18 protein-coding genes and 1 tRNA gene are annotated in these 22278 nt (G+C 45.2%); 14 read left to right on the top strand and 5 right to left on the bottom strand.

All coding sequences use genetic code 11. The features are described 5' to 3' along the window. Window positions 1-3069 (top strand): PD-(D/E)XK nuclease family protein, encoded by a 3069-nt coding sequence (locus tag HNP76_RS12810; protein WP_184661153.1) that lies wholly within the window; start codon window positions 1-3, stop codon window positions 3067-3069. Next, a complete protein-coding gene (locus HNP76_RS12805) occupies window positions 3066-7019 on the top strand; it encodes a UvrD-helicase domain-containing protein (protein WP_184661151.1) in 3954 nt (1317 codons plus the stop codon). Before HNP76_RS12810 ends, HNP76_RS12805 begins: the two co-directional genes overlap by 4 nt. On the opposite strand, the gene HNP76_RS12800 is transcribed toward HNP76_RS12805, so the two are convergent. Then, the gene (locus HNP76_RS12800) at window positions 7016-7384 is read right to left on the bottom strand and encodes a desulfoferrodoxin (protein ID WP_184661150.1); all 369 of its coding nucleotides are present in this window, start codon (window positions 7382-7384) and stop codon (window positions 7016-7018) included. The genes HNP76_RS12805 and HNP76_RS12800 overlap by 4 nt on opposite strands. 108 nt (window positions 7385-7492) lie before the next feature. On the opposite strand from HNP76_RS12800, the gene HNP76_RS12795 reads away from it, so the two are divergent. Further along, window positions 7493-7981, top strand: a complete 489-nt coding sequence (locus HNP76_RS12795; RefSeq protein ID WP_184661148.1) for a hypothetical protein — start codon at window positions 7493-7495, stop codon at window positions 7979-7981. 17 nt (window positions 7982-7998) lie between these two features. On the opposite strand, the gene HNP76_RS12790 is transcribed toward HNP76_RS12795, so the two are convergent. Then, window positions 7999-8072 (bottom strand) — tRNA-Val (locus tag HNP76_RS12790). Window positions 8073-8230: 158 nt separating this feature from the next. Between HNP76_RS12790 and HNP76_RS12785 the strand changes: the two genes are divergently transcribed. The 9 genes from HNP76_RS12785 (at window position 8231) to HNP76_RS12745 (ending at window position 17968) form a co-directional block, all read left to right on the top strand. After that, entirely contained in the window at window positions 8231-9244 is a 1014-nt protein-coding gene (locus HNP76_RS12785; protein WP_512700721.1) for a methionine ABC transporter ATP-binding protein, read from the top strand. Between the two features lie 3 nt (window positions 9245-9247). After that, on the top strand, window positions 9248-9901 hold the full coding sequence (locus HNP76_RS12780) for a methionine ABC transporter permease (protein WP_184661144.1): 654 nt from the start codon (window positions 9248-9250) through the stop codon (window positions 9899-9901). A gap of 178 nt (window positions 9902-10079) precedes the next feature. Next, window positions 10080-10859 carry a MetQ/NlpA family ABC transporter substrate-binding protein gene (locus HNP76_RS12775; protein WP_184661142.1) on the top strand — a complete coding sequence of 260 codons (780 nt, stop codon included), beginning with the start codon at window positions 10080-10082 and terminating at the stop codon, window positions 10857-10859. A 43-nt stretch (window positions 10860-10902) separates the two neighbouring features. Then, window positions 10903-12987 (top strand): methyl-accepting chemotaxis protein, encoded by a 2085-nt coding sequence (locus tag HNP76_RS12770; protein WP_184661140.1) that lies wholly within the window; start codon window positions 10903-10905, stop codon window positions 12985-12987. 14 nt (window positions 12988-13001) lie between these two features. After that, the gene (locus tag HNP76_RS12765; RefSeq protein WP_184661138.1) at window positions 13002-14075 is read left to right on the top strand and encodes a substrate-binding domain-containing protein; all 1074 of its coding nucleotides are present in this window, start codon (window positions 13002-13004) and stop codon (window positions 14073-14075) included. A 97-nt stretch (window positions 14076-14172) separates the two neighbouring features. Next, a complete protein-coding gene (locus HNP76_RS12760; protein ID WP_184661136.1) occupies window positions 14173-15483 on the top strand; it encodes a diguanylate cyclase in 1311 nt (436 codons plus the stop codon). A 6-nt stretch (window positions 15484-15489) separates the two neighbouring features. Continuing rightward, window positions 15490-16671 carry a bifunctional diaminohydroxyphosphoribosylaminopyrimidine deaminase/5-amino-6-(5-phosphoribosylamino)uracil reductase RibD gene (ribD, locus tag HNP76_RS12755; RefSeq protein ID WP_260309242.1) on the top strand — a complete coding sequence of 394 codons (1182 nt, stop codon included), beginning with the start codon at window positions 15490-15492 and terminating at the stop codon, window positions 16669-16671. 9 nt (window positions 16672-16680) lie between these two features. After that, window positions 16681-17337, top strand: coding sequence for a riboflavin synthase (locus tag HNP76_RS12750; RefSeq protein WP_184661134.1), 657 nt, complete (start codon window positions 16681-16683; stop codon window positions 17335-17337). A 1-nt stretch (window position 17338) separates the two neighbouring features. Further along, on the top strand, window positions 17339-17968 hold the full coding sequence (locus tag HNP76_RS12745) for a precorrin-8X methylmutase (protein WP_184661132.1): 630 nt from the start codon (window positions 17339-17341) through the stop codon (window positions 17966-17968). Here HNP76_RS12745 and HNP76_RS12740 read toward each other — a convergent pair. Further along, a complete protein-coding gene (locus HNP76_RS12740; RefSeq protein WP_184661130.1) occupies window positions 17951-18646 on the bottom strand; it encodes an HAD family hydrolase in 696 nt (231 codons plus the stop codon). The genes HNP76_RS12745 and HNP76_RS12740 overlap by 18 nt on opposite strands. 63 nt (window positions 18647-18709) lie before the next feature. Between HNP76_RS12740 and cbiD the strand changes: the two genes are divergently transcribed. After that, a complete protein-coding gene (gene cbiD, locus HNP76_RS12735; protein WP_184661128.1) occupies window positions 18710-20017 on the top strand; it encodes a cobalt-precorrin-5B (C(1))-methyltransferase CbiD in 1308 nt (435 codons plus the stop codon). Further along, window positions 20014-20772: a precorrin-4 C(11)-methyltransferase gene (cobM, locus tag HNP76_RS12730; RefSeq protein ID WP_184661126.1), complete on the top strand. Its 759-nt coding sequence runs from the start codon at window positions 20014-20016 to the stop codon at window positions 20770-20772. The genes cbiD and cobM overlap by 4 nt, the downstream gene beginning before the upstream one ends. A gap of 20 nt (window positions 20773-20792) precedes the next feature. Here the strand turns inward: cobM and HNP76_RS12725 are convergent, their stop codons facing one another. Together HNP76_RS12725 and nadC are read right to left on the bottom strand one after the other, a co-directional pair. Next, window positions 20793-21374: a transcription repressor NadR gene (locus tag HNP76_RS12725; protein ID WP_184661124.1), complete on the bottom strand. Its 582-nt coding sequence runs from the start codon at window positions 21372-21374 to the stop codon at window positions 20793-20795. Between the two features lie 27 nt (window positions 21375-21401). Next, window positions 21402-22262, bottom strand: a complete 861-nt coding sequence (gene nadC, locus HNP76_RS12720; RefSeq protein ID WP_184661122.1) for a carboxylating nicotinate-nucleotide diphosphorylase — start codon at window positions 22260-22262, stop codon at window positions 21402-21404. Window positions 22263-22278 lie beyond the last annotated feature (16 nt).

Raw genomic sequence — 22278 nt, 5'->3', positions numbered from 1 at the left:
ATGCAGTCAATTCAGTCTCTATTACAAAAAGAAATCACCAACCAGGACGCAGTTTTTGTCTTTCCTACGGACGTCGCCTGTCAGAAATGGGCGGATTGGGTTGTAAAAAATACATCCGTCAAAGCCGTGGCAATGGAGCGTTTTTTAGCCTGGGATAAATTCAAGGGCGAGTGCATCAGGGGAAAAGCCCAGGATTTGAACACGGTTCCCTCCCTCATGCGAAAGATTTTTGCCGGCACCCTTATCAAAAAGAACGCCGAAAAACCATTTTTTAAAAGCATAATCGTCGAAAAGTACGCAAAAGAAGCATCTGCCTTTACGGACTGGATTTCTTCGGTGCTTCCGTCCCTCAAAATGTGGAAGAATTTGCGTGAAGCCCAGAAGTCTTTTAAATTTGAAGTGAGTGATGATGATTCAAACCTCAATTCCTTTTACGAGGAATATAAAAATCAGGGATTTACCGACGACGAGGACAGGGATTTTGAAATTCTTTTTGATGAATACAGCAAATTCCTGAAGCAAAATCATCTTTTTGACCCTGCCTGGGTTGAGCCTGATTTTACTGACGATGGCCGCGAGTATTTTTTGATTTACCCGGAGAGCCTTGAAGACTGGGAGCAGTACCGTCACAAACTTTCTGCCATTGAAAAAATTCATTTTGTCAGCGTCCCGGAAGAGGAAGGTGACTACGAGGCTCACTTTTTTGAGAATTCCAGCGTTGAAGTTAAGGACGTCGCCCTCTTTTTGCGTGAAATGCATGATAAAAAGGGAATTGAATGGAGCGACATGGCGGTAAACGTTCCAAATCTGGACAACTATGGTTCCTATCTCGACCGCGAATTCAGCCTTTATGAGATTCCCCGCTCGCTACGTTACAGCCGCCCACTTTCTTCTTACGGCGCGGGAATTTTTTTCTCGCAGCTGCAGGACTGTATCGAAAATCAGTTTTCGTATGAAAGCCTCAAAAATCTTCTATTAAACGAGGACTTGCCCTGGGCACAAAAAAGTACGATTGAAAATCTTCTGCTTTTTGGCCGCATGAACAACTGTATCTGCACGGCCGGGGAAATTTGCTATGAAAAAGGGCTTGCGGTCACAGTCTGGGATGAAGCCTTTCTCAATCCTAAGGACGACCGGGGCTCAGACATCAACAAGGACGAGCTGATTAGAAATCTTTACAGGAACCTTTCGACCCTGATTCCAAAGATGGTGCGGGCTGAGTCTTTTGAGAAAATCCGTTCGGCCTACGAGGAATTTAAAGAGATTTTCTTCGACATGGAAGAATTTCAGGAAATGCCTCTCAGCAACAATGTCCTCAGCCGTTGCATAATTTCACTGAATGAGCTGGTGGATCTGGAAAAAATGTATCCGGACTACAAGCTTCCCAATCCCTTTGCCTTTTTCGTCTCGCATCTTTCAAAGGTCCAGTATCTTTCTCAGGGCGAGGCCAGGGCTGTTCAGGTTTATCCCTATAAATCAGCTCCAGCCGCTCCCTACAAAGTTCATGTCGTACTTGATTCAAGCCAGGATTCACTTTCTGTCGCTGAACTTTTTAAGCCCCTCAGCTTTATGAACGAAAACAAGCGGAAAATTTTCATGAAACTGGGCGAGTTTGATTCTTCTCTGGGCTTTTCCGACTCTGATCCGACCTTTGATTTTGTAAAGATGTACCAGCATTCGGCCACGGAAAAGGCTTATTTTACCGCATCCCGCCATGCCTACAACGGAGAATACGGTTTTGCCTATGGAAAGTTGAGCAAAATGGGAGAGGCGGAAGGGCTTTCCCGTAAGGATATTTACGCCCACGAAAAAAAGTGCCTTTTGGATTCCTGCGGACAGGGGTCTGGGGCTCCTCTCTCAAAAATTTTTGCAAAACAGGCGACTGGATTTTCAGAATGGAAGAATTTTCATCATCTCGACAAAAAAGATTCCGGCCTCTTTCAAAGCGACAAGGATTTCAGCGAGATGATTTACAGGCGGCTTCATTATCGTGACGAAAATTTACCCGGTCACAGGCAGAAAAATCCCCTTCTGCTTAAGCGGATTGAAGTCACCCAGACTGCGCTCAAAAATTATTTCAAGTGTCCGCGAAAATGGCTCTTCAAAAACGTGCTCAAGCTTGATCCTCTGGACAATGAGGCTGAGCTGATTGACGAGTACATCATGGGCAAGGTGAACCACAAGATTTTTGAGAATTTCTTTGCTTCCCTCAAGGAAAAAAGACTCTTGCTCTGTGCGGACTCTGAGGGAAAGGGGCTCGGCGATGAATATCTCAAGCTCTTGGTTTCTGCCGTAAACGATGCGGTTGATGTGAAGAGTCAAAAATCCGCGTTTATAGAAATTTTCGGCTCAGATTATAAAACGGTCAGCGCGAGCCAGACGACAACAAAAATCATTTCTTCTCAGTATGCGATTTCAGATTTTGGAAAAGCCCGCGAAAATCCAAATTTCAGGATGATTGAAAGAAGCGTCTCCCATCTTTGTGAAATTTTCAGCGGCTATAAAGTCGTCGCAGTTGAAAAGGAAGTTGCCGCCCTGCCAAAAGACCAGAATGGCCTGGAAGAGGAAGGCTATTATTTTGAGGGAAAAATCGACTGTATTCTGGCAAGCTCAAATGAATCAGAATTCGCAATTGTCGATTACAAAACTTCAGCCCTGCCGACAGGCCTCTATGTAAAGGCTCAGGAAGAGGGCAAAAAAGAAAACGTCATTGATTTTCAGATGCCCATGTACATTTATCTTCTTGAAAACAATGTGGAAGAGGTCGAGAGGATTAAAGTCAGCTCGGCTGTTTTCTATTCAATAAAAAGCACCGAGGAAAAGCCTTTTTTAGGTCAGGCGCCAAACGGAAAGGAAAACAAGCACGGTCAGGCGGAAGTGGAACTTGCAATAAGTGAATTCCTCAAATACGCAAAAAGATTCTATGACGAAATTTCAGACGGAAAATTTGCCGTGAACGCTTTGAATCAGAGCCGTGCGCTTTGTGCCGCCAAGGACAAATTCAACAACTGCATTGATTATCAGGCAATTTGCAGGCGATATTTTGCTGTCGCAGGAGAAGAAGAATGATTGAAAATAAACAGGATTCCTTTGAAATTGATGATGCAAGCCTCACCCTGCTTTCTTCCGGTTTGGACAGCGACCAGCTTTCTGCAGTAAAGGAAACGAAGAACGTAGTTGTCAGTGCGGGTGCGGGCAGCGGCAAGACTACGGTTCTGGCCAGCCGCTATGCCTATCTTGTCGAAGCAAAGAACCTGCCTGCCGAAAAAATCCTTACGCTCACATTCACCAAAAAGGCTGCAAACGAAATGAAGGAGCGTATTTTCAACGGCCTCAAAAATCACCTGAACGGCTATCCGATTAAGAGGAATTCAAAAACTCAGCCCCTTCCCGCCGATTTCCCGCATTTGGCGGAGATTAAGGAGCGGGCAAAAAAGGCGATTGAGCATTTTGACAAGAGCCACGTCCAGACTTTGGACAGCTATTTTTCTGAAATTGCAAAAAAAGGTGCCCGCTATTACGGAGTCACCCCGAATTTTACCCTCGATGACGAAAAAATCACTTCGGCAATCAATTTTAAGGCGACGAAATATGTCCTTGAAAACCTGAATCAAAGCGAAATCAAGGAAATCGCCACGGTTTTCCAGATTCAGAATGTGGCCGAAGATTTGTTCGCTGCTCCGATTTTAAAATACTCGACCCTTCTCACGCCGATTGACTTTGAAAAGGGCCTTCAATATCAGAAATCAAAAATCCTCAGGGACTACGCGGATTATACGGCGCAGATTTATGATGAAGTGGAATCTTTTATCGCCCTTCCGCGAAACCTCAAAAGCAAGTCCAAGCAGCTTCTGGCACTCTACGATTATATCGATCAGAATGGAAATCCCAAGCCTCCTGCCCTGGACGAAAGCCTTTTTGCGGGTGAGAGAAATGCAAAGTCCTTCCTTGATGAGCAATTTTTGCCTTACTGCAAGGTGATTTCGGGATATTGCGGCGGAGATTATTCGCGCGTGGCAGATGATTCTTATAAAACTTTCAAAGGTCTGGTCCTTCCTCTTCTTGAAAAACTTTACCTGATCGCAAATTCAATTTCAGGCTTCGCTTTGCAGGAAAAGGTTTTTGCCCATCTTGAGCGCTTTCAGGAAGACGTGAACAAAAGCAAGCGGACCGGCGGGCTTCTTTCATTTTCTGATGTTAGTCAGCTGGCTTTTGCAATTCTTTCCGAGCACTCTGAAATCCGCCACATCGAGCAGCAGAAATTTGATGCAATCATGATTGACGAATTTCAGGACGACAACAGCCTTCAGTGCGACGTCCTTCTGATTCTTTCTGATGCAAAGGAAAAATATGACCAGGCCGGAAACTACATTCTTCCCCGGCTTTCGGATTCTGACCTTCTTGATAGGCTCGACACCCACAAGCTTTTCTTCGTCGGTGATGACAAGCAGAGCATTTACCGCTTCCGTGGAGCCGACGTCAGCGTTTTCAGAAATCTTTCTTCATCGATTAAAAACCTGATTGAGCTTAAGACGAACTACCGCTCTCGCGCTGAGCTTATTTCCGGCTTCAACACGATTTTTGGTGGCTACGATTATCCAAATGGCCCTAAAGTAAATGAAAATTTACAGGCCGTTTTTATGACTAAGGAAAAATTCCCGGCCAAGGTAAGCGGCCAGGAGCAAATTCCTGAATACGAGGCTGATTATAAAAAGGTCGAGGTCCCCTCTTTCGGAATCAACGAAAAATCATATTCAGAAAAGAAAATCACCCTGGTTCTCTATCAAAAAAGCAAGAGTGCGGAGGAAAATCAAAATTCCTGGGAGCAAAATCCACTGGAAGTCAGCGAGGATATTGAGGCTGAGCGCAAGACTTATGAATGTGAGGCAAGTTTTGTCGCCCGCGAAATCAAAAAACTGCTTGAAGAAAAAGACGAGAAGGGCGCTCAAAAATACAATTACCGGGACATCGCGATTCTCTTCCGAAGTTCGACGCCGACTGGTGCCTACGAAAGCGTCCTTCTTTCGGCCGGAATCCCATACTCAACCGAAGTCTACAAGGGCTTTTTCTCGGACGGTCCGATTAACGACATTATTTCCCTGCTCAAGCTCTGTGTTTACCCAGAAGACAAAAATGCCTGGGCCAAGCTTTTGCGCTCTCCCTTCTGCTCGCTGACTTTTGCCCAGATGCAGAAAGTTCTTGCCAGCACGGAAAATCCCTTCAAGTCGCCTTTTGATGAAGGAATTCTTGAAAAAATTGCCCCTGATTCTGACTTGTCGGCAAAAATCCTCAAGCTCAAGGCACTGTACGATGACATTAAGGGTCGCCTTAAAAGTGAAAAGCTCACCAAGACGATTTCTTACATCTGGTACGAGCTCGGCTACCGCTACGAAACTCTCTGGAACAAAAGCGTTTCCATGTATTCTTCATTTTACGACATTCTTTTTGAGATGGCCCGCCTTGCCGAAGGAAAGACCCAGAGCCTTGCCAGCTTCATCGACATGGTAAAGAGCTACGAGGATTCGGACAAAAAGCTTGACGGACTTGATGTCGTGATGGATGCCGAGGACGCCGTTCAGATTCTTACGATTCACAAATCAAAAGGCCTGGAATTTAAGGTCGTCTTTGTCTGTGCGGCAAGTGCTGTGAGCAGGGGGCAGGATAATTCTGTCGCCATGAGCCGGGATGCAGGCCTCCTGCTGAAAACTCCTTCCTGGGGTAACTATAAGAATGCGGCCGAAAAACTGACTGCGACCGGAAACATCCGCAAGAAAAATGCCGGAAAGTCTTACTTTTTCTCAATTATGGAAGATGAAAACGCAAGGCAGGAAAGCGCGGAGCTGCGACGTCTGGCTTATGTCGCCTTAACGCGTGCCGAAGAAAGGCTTTACATTGTCGGCTGTCAGGGGCTGGAAAGGGAAGGTGAGGAAAAGTGCCGGAAATTTGAAGTTCATTCGCCGGAAGAAAAAACTTTTACCTTCACAAAAGATCAGAAGGAAAAGACGGAAGAATATGCTGAGCCAAAATCGATTTACCAGCTGCTTCTTCCCATGCTTTTTGACAGTGACTGCCAAGAGGGCGTGAATAATCCTGCCTTCAATTTCGTAGAAGATCCGCAGGCTTTTGCGCCGGTTACAATCGAAGAAAGCGAAAAGAAAGACCGCTCTGCTTTTATAAAGGATTTTTCATTTGCCGAAGCCGAGCTTGTTGAGGAAAAACTTTCTCCAAAAGTCTATCTTTCACCGAGCAAATTGCATGACGGGCATTTGACTGGCGGGGAGAGAGCGGAGCTAAATGAAACTCCTTCCAATTCTGAATACAACTTGATAAATAAAATCGTCGCAAGTTCAGTGCCGGGAGCCGTAAGCAATTTGAGCCTTGAAGATGAGGGCGATGAATCAGGAAAAGTAAATGAGGCTACAGGACTTGAAAACTCACCCCAGCCCGCCTTTTCCTTCTTCAATTTTGGTACGATTGCGCACGCTTACATGGAGGCCGCTGTTCTTGGGACTGATCCAAAAATCAATTCCCGCGAATGGTTAGGCATAAACGAAAAGCCGATTCCGGGTGTAGACCTTAAAAAGTGGGCCGGAGAAACGAACCGCGAAAGGAAAATCTCAAAAATCCGCCAGCTTTGCGAGGATATGACTCAAAAATTCAAACTTTCTTCTATATATATGCAATCTTCTGAGAGCAAATGGAAGAAAACTGAATACACTTTCAGAAGCCTGATTGAAAATGCCCGGCCGCCAGCTGACGGAGAAGACTATGCCAAAGACCTGATTGTCACCGGCCAGATTGACCTGCTCTACAAGAATGACGAAAATTCGCCATACAAGTACACAATCGTGGATTACAAGACAAATCAGAAAATCGAGCCGGAAATATATTATGAACAGCTTTCCTGCTATCGGAAAGCTGTCAGCCAGATGCTTGGCGTGGGAGAAAAAGAAATCCGCTGCTTACTGTATTACCTTCGCTTTGCTAAGGAAGTTGATTGCAGCAACATGGGAATTTAGGCTTTCCAGAGGCCGTGCTTGTTGCAGTATTCATAAGCGGCAAGCAGTTTTTCGTTTGAAAGAACGAAAGTTGCTTCTGGAGCTTCGCCCGGATTGAGGTATTTTCGCTGGATTCCCTTGTCGGTTTCAATTGCAATCCACTGAATCCAGTGATCAGCTTCCATCGGGTGAACTGCTGAGCCTACTTTGACTGTAACTTTGTCGCCGTTCTGCTCGATTACAGGAACGTGTTTTTCGCTTGCTCCGTCTGTGGTATTAGCTTTGAGCTCTGTCATTTCTTCGCCGCAGCAGACAATGACAGGACAGCCCTTGTTTACGATTTCGATGATTTTTCCGCATTTCTTGCATTTGAAAAATTGTGCCATATTCGTACCTCTCATAAATGAATATTGAAATAATTATAAACCAGGAAATCTGATAAGGCAAAGAAAAAATTCTTGCAAAAACCCAAACTCTTAGGTTATACTGATTTCATGTCTAAGAAAACCGAACAGATTTACAAGGCGCTTGCCTCTCTCGAAGATTTGCAGAATCAGATTTCAATAATCAACCAGCTTGAAAAGTCAAAGACTGGGGCGGAACTTTCCCTGGATGAAAAGATTGAAAGGACTCATCATCTTGAAAACATTGAATTTGAAATGGGGCAGGCGATAAAGTCCCTGCGCTTTTGGATTGCCTCCCTTTATTCTTACAACGGAAAATCCACCAGCAATGCCAAAAAAGCGGCAAGTCAGGAAAACGGCAAAAAAGGCGGCCGCCCGCCAAAGAAGGTCACCGAGCTGAAAAGGCGCAAGACCGACCTTGAGGAAAACATTCTTCCTGAACTTAAGCGTGAAAAATCCGTGACTACAGACCTTGAGCGTGAATCCCAGATTGAAAGCCAGATTACTGAATACGAAAATGAGCTCTTTATAATAGAAGAAAAGTTAGAAAGATGGAATGAAGAGAAGAGTTTAAAATAAAAAACGTCAGCACTCTTTGCGGAATAGTAGATTCGAACTACTGACCCCCACGATGTCAACGTGATGCTCTAACCAACTGAGCTAACCCCGCAGACAGTGCTGACGTTATGGAAAATATTTTATCAGAGATTTATGGTGCGTGTCAATAGAGCTCCCCGGCTTTTGAAAAATATTTTTCTCATCTTTATGACTATTGCAAAAATCTTCTATAAATAGCATTATTATTTCATGCGAATTAAACTCGAACATTTGAAAAAGACTTATGAGTCAAAGCAAAAAAATGACAGGACCCTGATTTGTGCGGTAAATGATGTTTCGCTCGACATTCCTGAGAACACGATTTTTGGAATTATCGGAAAGAGCGGTGCGGGCAAATCATCCCTCGTGCGCCTTGTGAGTATGCTCGAAAAACCTGATGAGGGCGCAGTTTATTATGGCGATAAGCGGGTTGATAATCTTTCAAAAAAAGAACTGATTTTAGAAAGACGAAAAATCGGCATGATTTTCCAGAACTTCAATCTTTTTTCTTCAAGGTCGGCCGGTAAAAACGTGGCTTATCCTCTTGAAATTGCAGGAGTTCCAAAAGACAAAATCCGTGCCAAAGTCCGTGAGATGCTTGAACTGGTCGGACTTGGCGACAGGGAAAATGCCCCTATCAGCACTTTGAGCGGCGGACAAAAACAGCGTGTCGCCATTGCGCGTGCGCTTGCCACTGAGCCGAGCATTCTTTTTTGTGACGAGGCCACCAGCGCGCTTGACCCCAACACCACAAGGCAGATTCTTGCATTGATTAAAGAAATTCAGCAGAAGATGAACCTCACTGTCGTTATGATTACGCATCAGATGGAAGTCGTGCGTGATGCCTGTGAGAGCGTTGCGGTGATTGAGAACGGACGGGTCGTTGAGAGCGGGCTTGTAAAGGAAATTTTCTCAAATCCCCAGACTCAGACCACCCGGGATTTCATCAAGAATATTGCCTCTGGAGCAGAGCAGAAGTCAGACAAAGACGGCGAGATTGTAAAATGGACCGAAAAGGCTGGCAGCTATCTTTTGCATTTTGTGGGCAATGCCACGGGCGAGCCGATTTTGTGCAAAATGGCAAAAGAGTTTGATGTGAGCTTTAATATTCTGGCCGCAGGAATCAGTCACTTGCCGGATGAAGACGTGGGCTACATGGAGTGCGACATTTCGGGTGACGATGCGGCTGTCGAAAAGGCTGTTGGCTGGCTGGCGCAGAATAATGTCAGGGTACAGAAGAGGTAATTTATGGATCAGATTTTGGAATTGGTTGGAACATCTACGCTTGAAACGCTTTTGATGGTGTTCTTTTCTACAGTGTTTGCGATTTTGATTGGATTTCCGCTCGGCGTTCTTTTGAATGTTACGAATAAATACGGAATCACGCCCAAAGCAGGCTTTAATTTGGTTTTGAGCCGAATCATCGACGTCTTGCGCTCGTTCCCGTTCGTAATCCTGATGATTGTTCTCTTGCCTCTGACCCGCCTGATTTTGGGAACGGCGATTGGCACCACGGCTACGATTATTCCTCTTTCGATTGCGGCAGCTCCCTTTGTAGCCCGCATCACGGAGACAGCTTTGAACGAAGTTGATCCCGGAGTAGTTCAGGCGGCCCGCGCGATGGGCTCGACCAACTGGCAGATTATTTACAAAGTCCTCGTGCCGGAAGCAATGCCTTCTGTTGTTTCTGGAATCACGCTCACGGTCATCAACCTTGTAAGCTATTCCGCAATGGCAGGCACTTTGGGCGGCGGCGGCTTGGGAGACCTTGCAATCCGCTACGGCTACCAGCGCTTCCGCACTGACGTGATGATTGCCTCGGTCGTGGTGATTATCGTGATGGTAGCAGTGATTCAGTTTGTGGGAACCAGACTGACAAACAGGATGCTGAGCAAGAGATAGAAATGATTTCGCAGGACGATAGCATTTACTTTTAGAAAATTATTCAACACTTTTGAATTAACAGGAGAATATTTTTTTTCTGCCTTATTGACACAAATTGAATTAAACTGTATAACATAAAACATACTAACTCGCTAGGTTAATAGTGATTTAAAAATTCAAAAACAAGGAGCTTACTATGAAAAAATTAATCGCTTTTGCAGGAATCGCACTTCTTGCTTCTTCTGTTTTCGCACAGAAAGTTCTTAAAGTTGGCGCAACACCTGAGCCACACGCTGAGATTCTTAATCTTGTAAAAGAGGACTTGGCTGCCAAGGGAATCGACTTGCAGGTCGTTGAGTTCACTGACTATGTCACTCCAAACGATGCTGTTGAAGCCGGTGACATCGATGCAAACTACTTCCAGCACATTCCTTACCTTGAGTCTTTCAACAAGGAAAAGGGCTATCATCTGGTAAATGCAGCTGGCGTTCATGTTGAGCCGGTTGCTTTCTATTCAAACAAAATCAAAAAACTCGACGATTTGAAGAAAAAGGCTACAATTGCCATTCCGAATGACCCGACAAACGAAGGCCGCGCTCTTCTTCTCTTGCAGGACGCTGGTCTTATCACTTTGAAAGAGGGCGTTGGAATCACAGCTACTCCTCTCGACATCAAAAAGAATCCAAAAAAACTTAAGTTCAAGGAAATCGAAGCTGCATCTCTTCCACGCGTTTTGGGCGATGTTGACGGTGCCGTTATCAACGGAAACTACGCTATCCCAGCTGGTCTTTCTGCAAAAAAAGACGGTCTCTTCGTAGAAGGTTCATCTTCTCCATATGTCAACGTAATTGCGGTAAAAGCTGGAAATGAGAGCAAAGAAGAAATAAAATTCTTGATTGAAGCTGTAAAGAGCGATAAAATTAAGAAGTATATTTCTGAGCGTTATCCAAACGGTGAGGTTGTAGCTGTATTCTAAGCTCAAACAAGCAGATGATGCTCCGAGATAAAATGGGGGCATCATGGCAAAAAAACGTTACAAAATTTCAGTCATCCTTTGTCTTTTCCTTGTGGGATTGGTTCTTGCAATAAATATTGTTCAGGGCATATTAATCTCCACATTTGCCAAAAAATCAACGGCAGAAAGCTATGCAATGGATTGTACGCAGATTACGAATGCTTATTCGCTTGCAATCGCAAACAAAATAAGTGAGTACATCAATCAAATGTCTTTCTATTCCGACGCTGATGTCGTTGCTGCTGGTGATGATGAGCAGATTGTCACCTGGCTCAAAGAGCATAACGGTACAAGAAAAACATATTTTTCTTCCATTATATATGCTGGCAAGGACGGCAAAGGCTACAGTGATATTGGTGGCGTCGAGAATGTTTCAGGCGAGCGATTTTATCAGGCGGTCATGAGAGAAGGGCGGTCAAGCTATGTTGATAACCCGATTCGTGATTCCAATGGAAACATGATTTTCCATATTGCTCGTGCGGCAAAGCTTCATGGAGAGGTCATCGGCGTTTTTGCGGCGGTGATTTCTCTTGATAATATCAAAAATATGGTCGAGTATATTTTGCTCGGCGAGTCCGGCCAAACCTGGATTGTTTCTGACAACGGAACTGTCGTTGCAAACATGAACCAAAGCGTCATCATGAAGCAGAATCTTCTTGACAGTTCAAACGATTCTTCCGTAACGGAGCTGATTAAAAAGGCTGTCAACGGCGGAATCGGAACAGGCTGGGTCAAAAACTGGGGCGACATAAAAGGCAATGTCTTCGTCACTTATACGCCGATTGCTTATACTCCGTGGGTTTTAGCCTTTACAATCGGTGAGTCTCAGGTCTACAAAACTGGTAAAACCCTCGAAAAAACAAATATCATTATTTCAATTTTCACAATTCTTGCGCTAGCACTTTCAATTCTTTTAATTTCGGGCTTCATGCTCAAACCTCTTGGCGTAGTCGAAAAATCAATCAACGAAATTGCTTCTGGTCATGCAGATTTAACTCAGCGTATTCAGATTGAATCTCGCACAGAAATTGGGTCTGTCGTCGAAGGCTTCAATAGTTTCACAAAAAAATTGCAGAGCATCGTAAGTGAGCTTAAAAATTCAAAGGATCAGCTTTCTGCGGCAGGTGAGGAAATGCATGCCTGTTCACAGGAAACGGCTTCTTCAAACACTCAAATCCTTGAAAATATCGATACGGTTTCCGAGCGAATTTCTCATCAGTCGGCAAGTGTTGAGCAGACGGCAGGTGCAGTCAACGAGATTGCCTCAAACATCGAGTCTCTGGAGCGCATGATTGAGCAGATGGTTCAGAGCGTTTCTCAGGCGAGTGCGGCTGTTGAGCAGATGATTGGAAATATTGATTCCGTAAACGATTCTGTCAAAAAAATGGCGAGCCAGTTCGATGAGCTTGAAGAGACTTCGGCTGTCGGTTCCGAAAAGCAAAAAGATGTCAACGATAAAATTGCCCAGATTGAGCAGGAATCTGTCATGCTGCAGGAAGCAAACACGGCAATCGCGGCAATCGCAAGCCAGACTAATTTGCTGGCTATGAACGCGGCGATTGAGGCGGCACATGCTGGCGAGGCAGGCAAAGGCTTTGCAGTTGTCGCCGATGAAATCCGCAAGCTTTCAGAAACTTCAACTGTTCAGTCAAAAACAATCGGAATGCAGCTCAAAAAAATCCGGGATTCAATCACGAGCGTTGTTTCGGCTTCAGAGGCTTCGAGCGAAGCGTTCAATTCCGTTACTCAAAAAATCCAGAGCACGGATATGCTCGTTAATCAGATTAAGGGCGCAATGCAGGAGCAGGCAGAAGGTTCCCGCCAGATTGGCAGCGCGCTCAGTACGATGAATGACAGCACGCTCGAAGTCCGAACGGCGTCAAAAGAGATGTCCGAGGGCAATCATGCGATTCTTCTGGAAATCAAGCAGCTTCAGGATGCGACAGGTGCAATTCGTGACAGTATGAATGTTATTTCTCAGACTACCGAAAAAATCACAGAAACGGGTCAGTCGCTCGATAAAATCACAAAGATTATGTACGATTCAATTCTTGAAATCGGTAATCAGGTTGACCAGTTCACAGTTTAAGGGGGCATCATAATATGAAGAAGTTTTTATTGATTTCGGTTCTTTCTGCTTTTGTTTTTTCTTTTATTGGATGCGACAAAAATTCATCATCCCAAAAGGAAGTGATTGGAGTTCTTCTTCGCAATGATAACGAGGCATTTTTTCAGGCCTACAAAAAAGGTCTGCTCGAATCTGCTCAAAAACTCAATGTCACGCTTCAAATTTATTCTGCAAACAATGATGCGGCGATTCAAATTGACCAGATTAAAACAATGCTTCTCAACGGAGTCAAGAATTTCGTAATTATCGCATACAGCACGGATTTGACCGAACAAATTACAAAAATCATCAATTCGCAGGGCGGTTCGGCGGCTTTCTCAAACGTCATTCCTTCTGTTGAAGCACTCAAAGTTGGCAAGAATTTCTTTTACGCTTCTTCCCCGGAGACTGATGCAGGAAATTTCCAGGCTCAGATTATCGACAATTATTTCAAAAAAAATCCGGGCAAGCTCTCTGGAAAAACTCTGAACGTTGTTTATTTTAACGGCGAATATGGTCATCCGGCACAGATTTATCGAAAAGTCGGTGTAATGGAAGGTCTTCAAAAGCTCGGCTACATTGTCAACATTGTGGCAGAATACGGTGCCAACTGGGACAGGGCAAGCGCACGTCAGTATCTCGATTTGCTGATTGAAGGCTCTGGCAAGAAGTTTGATGTTGTAATTGCGCAGAATGATGAGATGGCTTTGGGCGCGGTTGATTCTCTTGTGAGTCATGGGCTTGTTGATAATCCTTCCAGCCCCACAAAAGATATAGACAACGACGGCACGGCTCTGATAGTGCCTGTTCTCGGAGTTGATGCCACTGATGCGGGCAAAGCTTCGATGGCGAGCAATCAGATGTACGGAACTGTCTTGCAGGATGCGAACGCACAGGCTGCCACAGCTCTGGAACTTGTATGCCAGTGTATGAAAAATGGCTCTGCTCAGGGATACACGACTCAGGGCGGGTTAAAAGCTGCCACTCAGGTTACAAAGGAAGCTCCTCTCACGGACAGTGCGGTTATAGGTCAGTGTTTTGTAGTTCCTTTTGTTCCTGTACAAAAATAGGCTTAAAAAGTGCGTTAAAGTCCATTTATTTTTTGTTGTGAAATCTAAAATCTCATGCTAAAATTTAAGTATCTTTTAAAGAAAGGCGGCCCACTTTATGAAAAAGATACTTATTGTCGATGATGAAAAAATCTTCCTGATGATAACGGAACGCATTCTTTCTTCATCCTATGCGACAGTCTGTGCCTCTTCCGCTATGGAAGCCATCGAACTTTACAAGCGGGAAAAGCCTGATATGGTTCTTTCGGATTTGCGAATGCCGGGCATGTCAGGTTATGAGCTCAAGCAAAAGCTTCAGGAAGAATACGGCGAGCAAATTCCCTTCATGTTTATGACTGCCGATACCGCTGAAGAAACTGAGAGCCGCGGTTTTGATATTGGGGCCATGGATTTCGTTCAAAAGCCCTTTCATGCTGATATCCTTTTAAAACGTGTCGGAAACATCCTCAAAACTGTCGAGAGGATTCAGGGCTTAAAAAAGGCTGCCGTTCTGGACAAAATGACCGGGCTTTTAAACAAGGCTTCTGCCGAGGCCGAAATTTCCCAGCTTTGCAAGACGGCCCAGGGCGCCCTTTTGATGATTGATCTCGACAATTTCAAGCTGGTTAATGATATTTACGGTCACGCGATGGGCGACAAAATCCTCATCTGCTTTGCGGAGATTTTAAAGGCCGTCGTTCGTCCGGTTGACGTTATCGGTCGCCTGGGCGGTGACGAATTCATTGCTTTCTGCCGTAATGTCCATGATGAAGTCGTAATCGAAAAAAAATCCCGCTTCATAAATAAATATCTTCTGGATGCCGCCGTGGAACTCATGGGCGAAAACATGACTATTCCGCTGGGTGCATCGATTGGCTGCGTTGTCGTTCCAGACGAAGGAATCGAATTTTCTGAGTTACGGGAAAAGGCCGACAAAGCCCTTTACGCTGTCAAACAGAACGGCAAGCACGGCTTTGTTTTCTACACCGACTTGTCTCAGGACGATGAAAAGAGCGACTTCCAGCCGGCTGACATCACGAACACGATGAAAATTCTTGGGGAGCGGGGTAAAATCCAGGGGGCTTTCCAGCTGCCATTCGAGCAGTTCCGGAGTGCCTATCAGTTTTTGTACCGGCTCAACAACAATTATCACAACGAAATCTGTATCCTTCTCTTTTCAGTCAAAGAAAATCCTTCCGCCCCGAATCCTCTCGAGCAGGCAGTCGAAGACCTTACGAAAATTCTGGTAAATTCCCTGAGGCAGAGCGACATCATTACCCAGTACGGCAAGAATCAGTGCATAGTCCTTCTCCCGGAAACGCCTTTTTCCAACATCAAGACTGTCACGGAGCGGGTTATTCATAACTGGAAGGAATCGTCTTCCAGTGCAGGCTTTGAAGTTTCTTTTGAATGTGGTAGACTAGAATAATTCCAAATGAATATGTCAGAGTCTCTTTCAAAAGAATATATGCTCCGGGCCATTGAACTGGCAAAAAAGGGCAAGGGCAGAACAAATCCCAATCCCCTTGTTGGAGCGGTCATTGTTAAAAACGAAAAAATCATCGGTCAGGGCTGGCATCACGCTTATGGCGACCTTCATGCCGAGCGAGAGGCGTTGAAAGATTGTTACCAGAAGGGCGAAAATCCTGAAGGTGCCACAATTTACGTCACGCTGGAGCCCTGCTGTCATTTTGGCAAGCAGCCTCCCTGCACTCAGGCCATTCTTGAATCAAAAATCGCCCATGTCGTTGTCGGAAGCCGGGATCCAAATCCCCTCGTTCACGGAAAGGGCAATGCTTTTCTTCGTGAGCATGGAATTCTCGTCGATGAGGATTTCCTTCGCGAAGAGTGTGACCAGCTGAATCCGATTTTCTTCCATTACATAAGCAGCAAAATGCCTTACGTCGCCTTAAAATACGCGATGACTTTGGACGGAAAAATCGCTACAAAAACCGGCGAGTCCAAGTGGATTAGCGGTGAAAAGTCGCGCCAGTTCGTGCATCAGCTTCGAAACCGCTACGCAGGAATTCTGGCTGGAATCGGCACGGTTTTAAAAGACGACCCCATGCTGAATTGCCGGCTTCAGGACGAAAATGGTCAGATGACTGGCCGAAATCCCGTTCGCATTATTTGTGACTCGGACTTAAGCATTCCCCTTGAAAGCAAGATTGTCAAAAGTGCCGGGGAAATCCAGACCATTGTAGCCTGTCTTGCACCTGCTGATTCTCAAAAAAAGGCCTTGCTTGAAAGAGAGGGCGTTGAAGTTCTTGAAGTAAAGGGCGGAAATCGTCACGGACTTCTGGCTAAGGCTAAGACAATGGTGCAAAACAACCCAAAGCCTCAGGTTAATCTTTATGAGCTGATGAAAATTCTGGGCGAAAAGAAGATTGACAGCCTTCTCATTGAGGGCGGCGGTGCGATAAATTTCAGTGCTCTGGAAGCAAAAATTGTCCAAAAAATCTACGCTTTTGTATCTCCCAAAATTTTCGGCGGTGTGGCAAAATCTCCTGTAGGCGGGGAAGGGGTCAGTCTGCCTGACCAGGCTTTCGGCTTTAAGATTGAAAAAGTTTCACAGATTGGAGAAGACGTTTTATTGGAGTTGGAAGCTAATAATTAGGAGGTTATTTTGTTTACCGGTATTATTGAAGAAATTGGCAGCGTTAAAAGAATTTCCATTGGCGGAAAATCAGGTTCCCTTGAAATCTCTGCAAAAAAAGTCCTTGAAGGAAGCAAAGTTGGTGATTCCATTGCAGTAAATGGAGTTTGTCTTACGGTTACATCACTGAGCCCTTCAAGTTTTACGGCCGATGTTATGGCTGAAACCCTGCGCCGAAGTTCCCTTGCATCCCTTTCGGTTGGAAGCGGAGTAAATCTGGAGCGTGCCATGGCGGCTGACGGTCGTTTTGGCGGACATATTGTCAGCGGTCACATCGACGGAACAGGTACTATTTCCAAAATGCAGAAAGAAGAAAATGCAGTCTGGGTTCATATCAAGGCTTCTTCGGAAATCCTGAATCTTATTGTCGAAAAGGGCTCAATCGCAATCGACGGAATCAGCCTCACGGTTGCCGGCGTAAATGAAAGTGAATTTTCTGTGAGCATAATTCCCCATACATCAAAAGAAACGACTCTGCTTTCAAAAAAGCCGGGCGATATTGTGAATCTGGAAAATGACATCATCGGAAAATATCTGCAAAAATTAGTGAGCCTTCAGTCCTTTGGCTCTTCTCAGAATGATTCTGCCAAGGACGACAAATTCCTGAGCTGGCTTTCAGAGGACTAAAATGATTCAACTGGAGCATGTTCTTCCTGCCGACATCGAAAAAACAAGTTTCTCAATCATCGCTAGTGAACTTGCCGAAAAGGGAATTTCCCTGCCCGAAGAACTTGCTCCCATTATCATGCGCGTAATCCACACAACGGCTGATTTTGAATATGCAAAGACCCTCAAATTTTCTCCGAACGTGGTCGAAATCATCAAAAAGGCGATTAAAAGCGGAGCCGACATCGTCACCGACACCAACATGGCTTTGGCCGGAATCAATAAAAAAAGTCTTGAAAAATTCGGCGGACAGGCCCACTGTTTTATGGCTGATGAGGAAGTCGCCAAAAAAGCCAAGGAACTGAATCAAACCCGGGCCACTGTGAGCATGAAAAAAGCCAGCCAAATTGAAAAATCAGTGATTTTTGCAATCGGGAACGCGCCCACGGCCCTTGTCGAACTCTGCTCACTCATGGAAATTGGATTTAGACCTGTTGCGGTCATCGGTGTTCCGGTGGGTTTTGTAAATGTTGTTGCCGCCAAGGAAATGATTATGGCCAGCGGAGTTCCTTACATCGTCAACGAAGGCAGAAAGGGCGGAAGTACAGTCGCCGCCGCAATCTGCAATGCGATTTTATACAGCCTTAAGTGATTTTAGAATTTCTGTAATTTCAGCGATTCCCTTTACCCCGTATTCAGGCGGAGTGAAATTTTCCCCGTAAAGATTGATCCAAATTGTGTGCCAGCCAAGTTCGCTTGCGGGCAGGATGTCGTTCTGGAATGAGTCACCGATTATCAAAAGATTTTCAGCATTTTCCCCGGATTTTTCTTCTGCGATTTTAAAAAGTCTCTTGTCTGGTTTGGGGCAGCCGTGCTCACCGGAAATTATGATTAAGTCGCTTGAAATCCACTTTTCCAGGCCGAGACTTTTGATTTTATTCCGCTGATGCTCGCCGTGTCCGTTCGTGATGATTCCGAGCTTTTCAAAATGAGTCTTTGCAAAATCCAGCATGGCGGTTACTTGCGGATTGAGTTTCATGGAATAAAGGTGATTTTTGTACAATCTGTAAAAGTTCCGGGCATCTTCACGATTGATTTCAATTCCGACGTCAGAAAATCCTGTTAAAAAGCGGAAAATATACATTTCAAGTTCAGTGATTTCGCCCTTCTGGCACTTGAAAAATACCTCGTCGCCACGGATTCTGCATCGATCATTGGCGGTGGCCTTTAAATCCTGATATTTTCCTTCAAAAAAATCGTCAAAAGCGAGGAAAAATGCGTCCCTTCTGAAATAAAGAGTGTCGTCCAAATCAAAGAAAATTGTTTTCATCAGCGTAAACTTCCCCAACAGTATAAATTTTTTCTCTTCTTTGATAAAGTAATAGTCGGGAATATGGCTGAGCAAAAGAATCCTACAAAATCTTTTTTCCTTCTCAAAAAAACTTCCGAGCCTGAAATCGGCTTTACAACGGGAACCTGTGCCGCGGCGGCAAGTCTTGCGGCAACCCGGATGCTTTTGACCCAAAAAAACGTCTCCTATGTGACTCTGCTCACGCCCAAGGGCATCAAAGTCTTCCTTGAAATTGAAAATCAGTCCTTTACAAAGAATTCGGCAACCTGTTCAGTCAAAAAATTCTCCGGAACTGACCCTGATGTTACAAACGGAATCGAAGTTTTTTCGACTGTGAGGAAAATTACCGACAATCAGATAGTAACAAATTTTCAACGCGACGACATTTCCAATCAAATTAGCAAGCAGAACAAGAGCCTTCAGCAGGCGGCAGGTTCAGTTGACGAGATTCCAATCAAAATCACAGGCGGGAAGGGCGTCGGAAAAGTGACTTTGCCCGGTCTAGACCAAAAGCCCGGAGCCTCCGCCATAAATTCCGTGCCCCGCAGGATGATTTTGGACGGCGTAAAGCGTGAAATCGGTTTTTTTCTTGAGCAAAATGGCGAAATTTGCGATTTTAAGAAGGTCTTCCCCGGTCTTGAAGTTGAAATCAGCGTGCCGGGCGGCGAAGAAATTGCAAAACAGACCTTTAATCCCAAGCTCGGAATTGTGGGCGGAATTTCAATCCTTGGAACCAGCGGAATCGTCGAGCCGATGAGCGAGCAGGCCCTTCTGGACACGATTCAGGTCGAAATCAATGTGCGAAAGGCCCAGGGCTTTGAAGTTCTTCCTGTTGTTCCGGGTAATTACGGCGCGGATTTCCTTCAGTCGGAATTCGGCTTTTCCGTGGAGACGGCGGTTCATTCCTCGAACTTTGTCTATGATTCTCTGCTTATGGCAAAAAATTCCGGCTTTAAAAAGCTTCTTTTTTGCGGTCATCTGGGGAAACTTGTTAAAGTGGCGGGCGGAATCAAAAACACCCATTCAAAGTACGGCGACCACCGCATGGAAATAATCTCCCAGGTCGCAGAGGATTTTATCCCAAAAGAGCAGCTTTCTTCCATCAAAAAGGAACTTTCGGCCTGCATTTCGACGGAGCAGGCGGTTAAAATCCTTGATTCGCTTGATGAATGCCAGGAAATACGCAATAAAATCATGGCTGAAATCACAAGACGGATTCAGAAAAACATGATAGAGTGGACGGAAGGGGGCCTTGAGATTGAAGTGATTGTTTTCACCAAGGAGCAGGGGCTTTTGGGAGAAAGTCAGGGTGCCAGAAATTTTTGCAGCAAAATATGGAGGGAAATATGATTTATTTTATCGGTGCGGGGCCGGGTGCGGCAGATTTGATTACGGTCCGCGGTCAGAAATTGCTTGAAAAGGCCGATGTCGTGATTTGGGCCGGTTCCCTTGTGAACGAAGAGTTGCTTGAAAATTGCAGAGAATGTGCAGAAATTTATAACAGTGCCAAAATGACCCTCGAAGAAGTGCTTGAAGTCATGAAAAAAGCCGAAAAAGACGGAAAGACTACCGTTCGTTTGCATACCGGAGACCCGTCTTTGTACGGAGCAATCCGCGAACAGATGGACCAGCTTGAAAAACTGGGCATAAAATATGAATCGGTGCCGGGAGTAAGCTCTTTTTGCGGAGCCGCAGCCAGCTTAAACCTCGAATACACCCTGCCGAATGTTAGTCAGTCAGTGATTATTACTCGTCTGGCTGGCAGAACCGACGTTCCTGAAAAGGAAAGCCTTCGCTCGCTGGCCCAGCACAATGCGACTCTGGTGCTTTTTTTGAGTTCCGGCATGTGCGAAAAAGTGCAGGCTGAGCTTCTTGATGCAGGAATTTCACCGCAGACACCGGCCGCCCTTGTTTACAAAGCCACTTGGGCAGATGAAAAGAAGGTCCTCTGTACTGTTGGAAGTCTTGCAGATTCAGCAAAAGCCAATGGAATTTCTAAAACAGCCCTGATTATCGTAGGTGATGTCGTATCACACACGAATTACGAGCGGTCGAAACTTTACGATCCGACTTTTACGACGGAATTCCGCGAAAGTTCAAAATAGAGGGGCTCTAAAAAGAGGGATTACATCGTGCTGTAGTCTTTTGCCCGGTAAGTTGCGACGGAAGCACAGACTTCGATTAAAAAGCCCTTCTTTTGTAAAGAATCCGCGATTTCCTCGAGAACTTTTGAATTTTTTGCCTCGATTGTGTGGTAATGGTAGTTTCCGGTGATGTTTTTGAGTGGCGTGGAGACTCCGCTTTTCAAATCAGCGATGAAGTTCTGAATGTCCCGCTTGCTTGAAATGTTGAGTGGAGCAGAAATCGTTCCGTAAACCTTGTGCTCGATGAAAACGTCAAGAATCGTTCCGCCCAGGTCAACGATTGCCGAAAGCTCGCTTTCAATCTGCTCATCAGTGTGGGAAACCTTGAAAACCCTGCGCTCTCCCTTTGCAACCTCTGCCTTGCCCGAAATAATGTAACCGGAATTTGTGGCGATTATGTCATTTCTTTCAGCGCGGAGAAGGGCCATATCAGTCACGATGACCTGCCGGCTTACCCCCAGCATTTTTGCCAGTTTTGAGCCTGCGACTGCCTCGCTTGTTTCAGAGAGAATTTTCAGGATTTCGTTACGGCGTTCTTCACCGATGAGTTTTTTCTGCTCCATAAATACGTTTTTCTTTTATATTATAGCTTAGATTGCGTGCAAATTTTTGAGTGAAAGGTCAAGAATCGGGCTTGAGTGGGTCAAGGCACCGCTTGAAATGTAATCAACTCCGAGATTTGTGAGGCGGGAAATATTTTCCTTTGTGACATTTCCGCTTACTTCGATTTCAATCTTGCCTTTTGATGCACGGATGATTTCGATTGCCTTTTTCATGGTCTCGTTATCCATGTTGTCCAGCATGATGATGTCAGCTTCGGCTTCAACTGCTTCCTTTACCATGTCGAGATTTTCTACCTCAACTTCGATTTTGCGAACGAAAGGGGCGTAGTCTTTTGCCATTTTGACAGCTTTTGCAACTCCGCCTGCAGCACCGATGTGATTGTCCTTCAAGAGAACTCCGTCCGAAAGGTTGTAGCGGTGATTGTGTCCGCCGCCGACAGTTACGGCATATTTCTCAAAAATACGGTTGTTTGGAGAAGTTTTTCGTGTGTCGAGAAGCTTTGTATTGCTTCCTTCGAGAAGTTTTGCGACATTGTTTGTGTAAGTTGCAACTCCGCTCATTCTCTGAAGATAGTTGAGGGCAGTTCTCTCTCCAGAAAGAAGAACCCGGATATCACCCCTGACTTCGCCGATTTTCTGGCCATTTTTTACGGCGTCACCGTCTTTAGCAGTGAAAGTACATTTTGTAGTCGGATCAAGAAGGGTAAAGACCCGCTCGAAAACCTTAAGGCCACAGATGATTCCGTCCTGCTTTACGAGAAGTTCTACAAGTCCTTCCTGTCTTTCCGGCATAACGGCATTTGTTGAGACGTCCTCGCTTGAAATATCCTCGCGGAGTGCCGAAAGAATCAGATTATCTACATTAAGACCCATTGTGATTGTGTTCATTTTATTCTCCTGTGAA

Origin of the sequence: Treponema ruminis, assembly GCF_014201975.1 — a bacterium.
Taxonomy (GTDB): domain Bacteria; phylum Spirochaetota; class Spirochaetia; order Treponematales; family Treponemataceae; genus Treponema_D; species Treponema_D ruminis.
The sequence above is the reverse complement of the archived record's forward strand: the minus strand, read 5'-3'. Positions and strand labels throughout refer to the sequence as shown.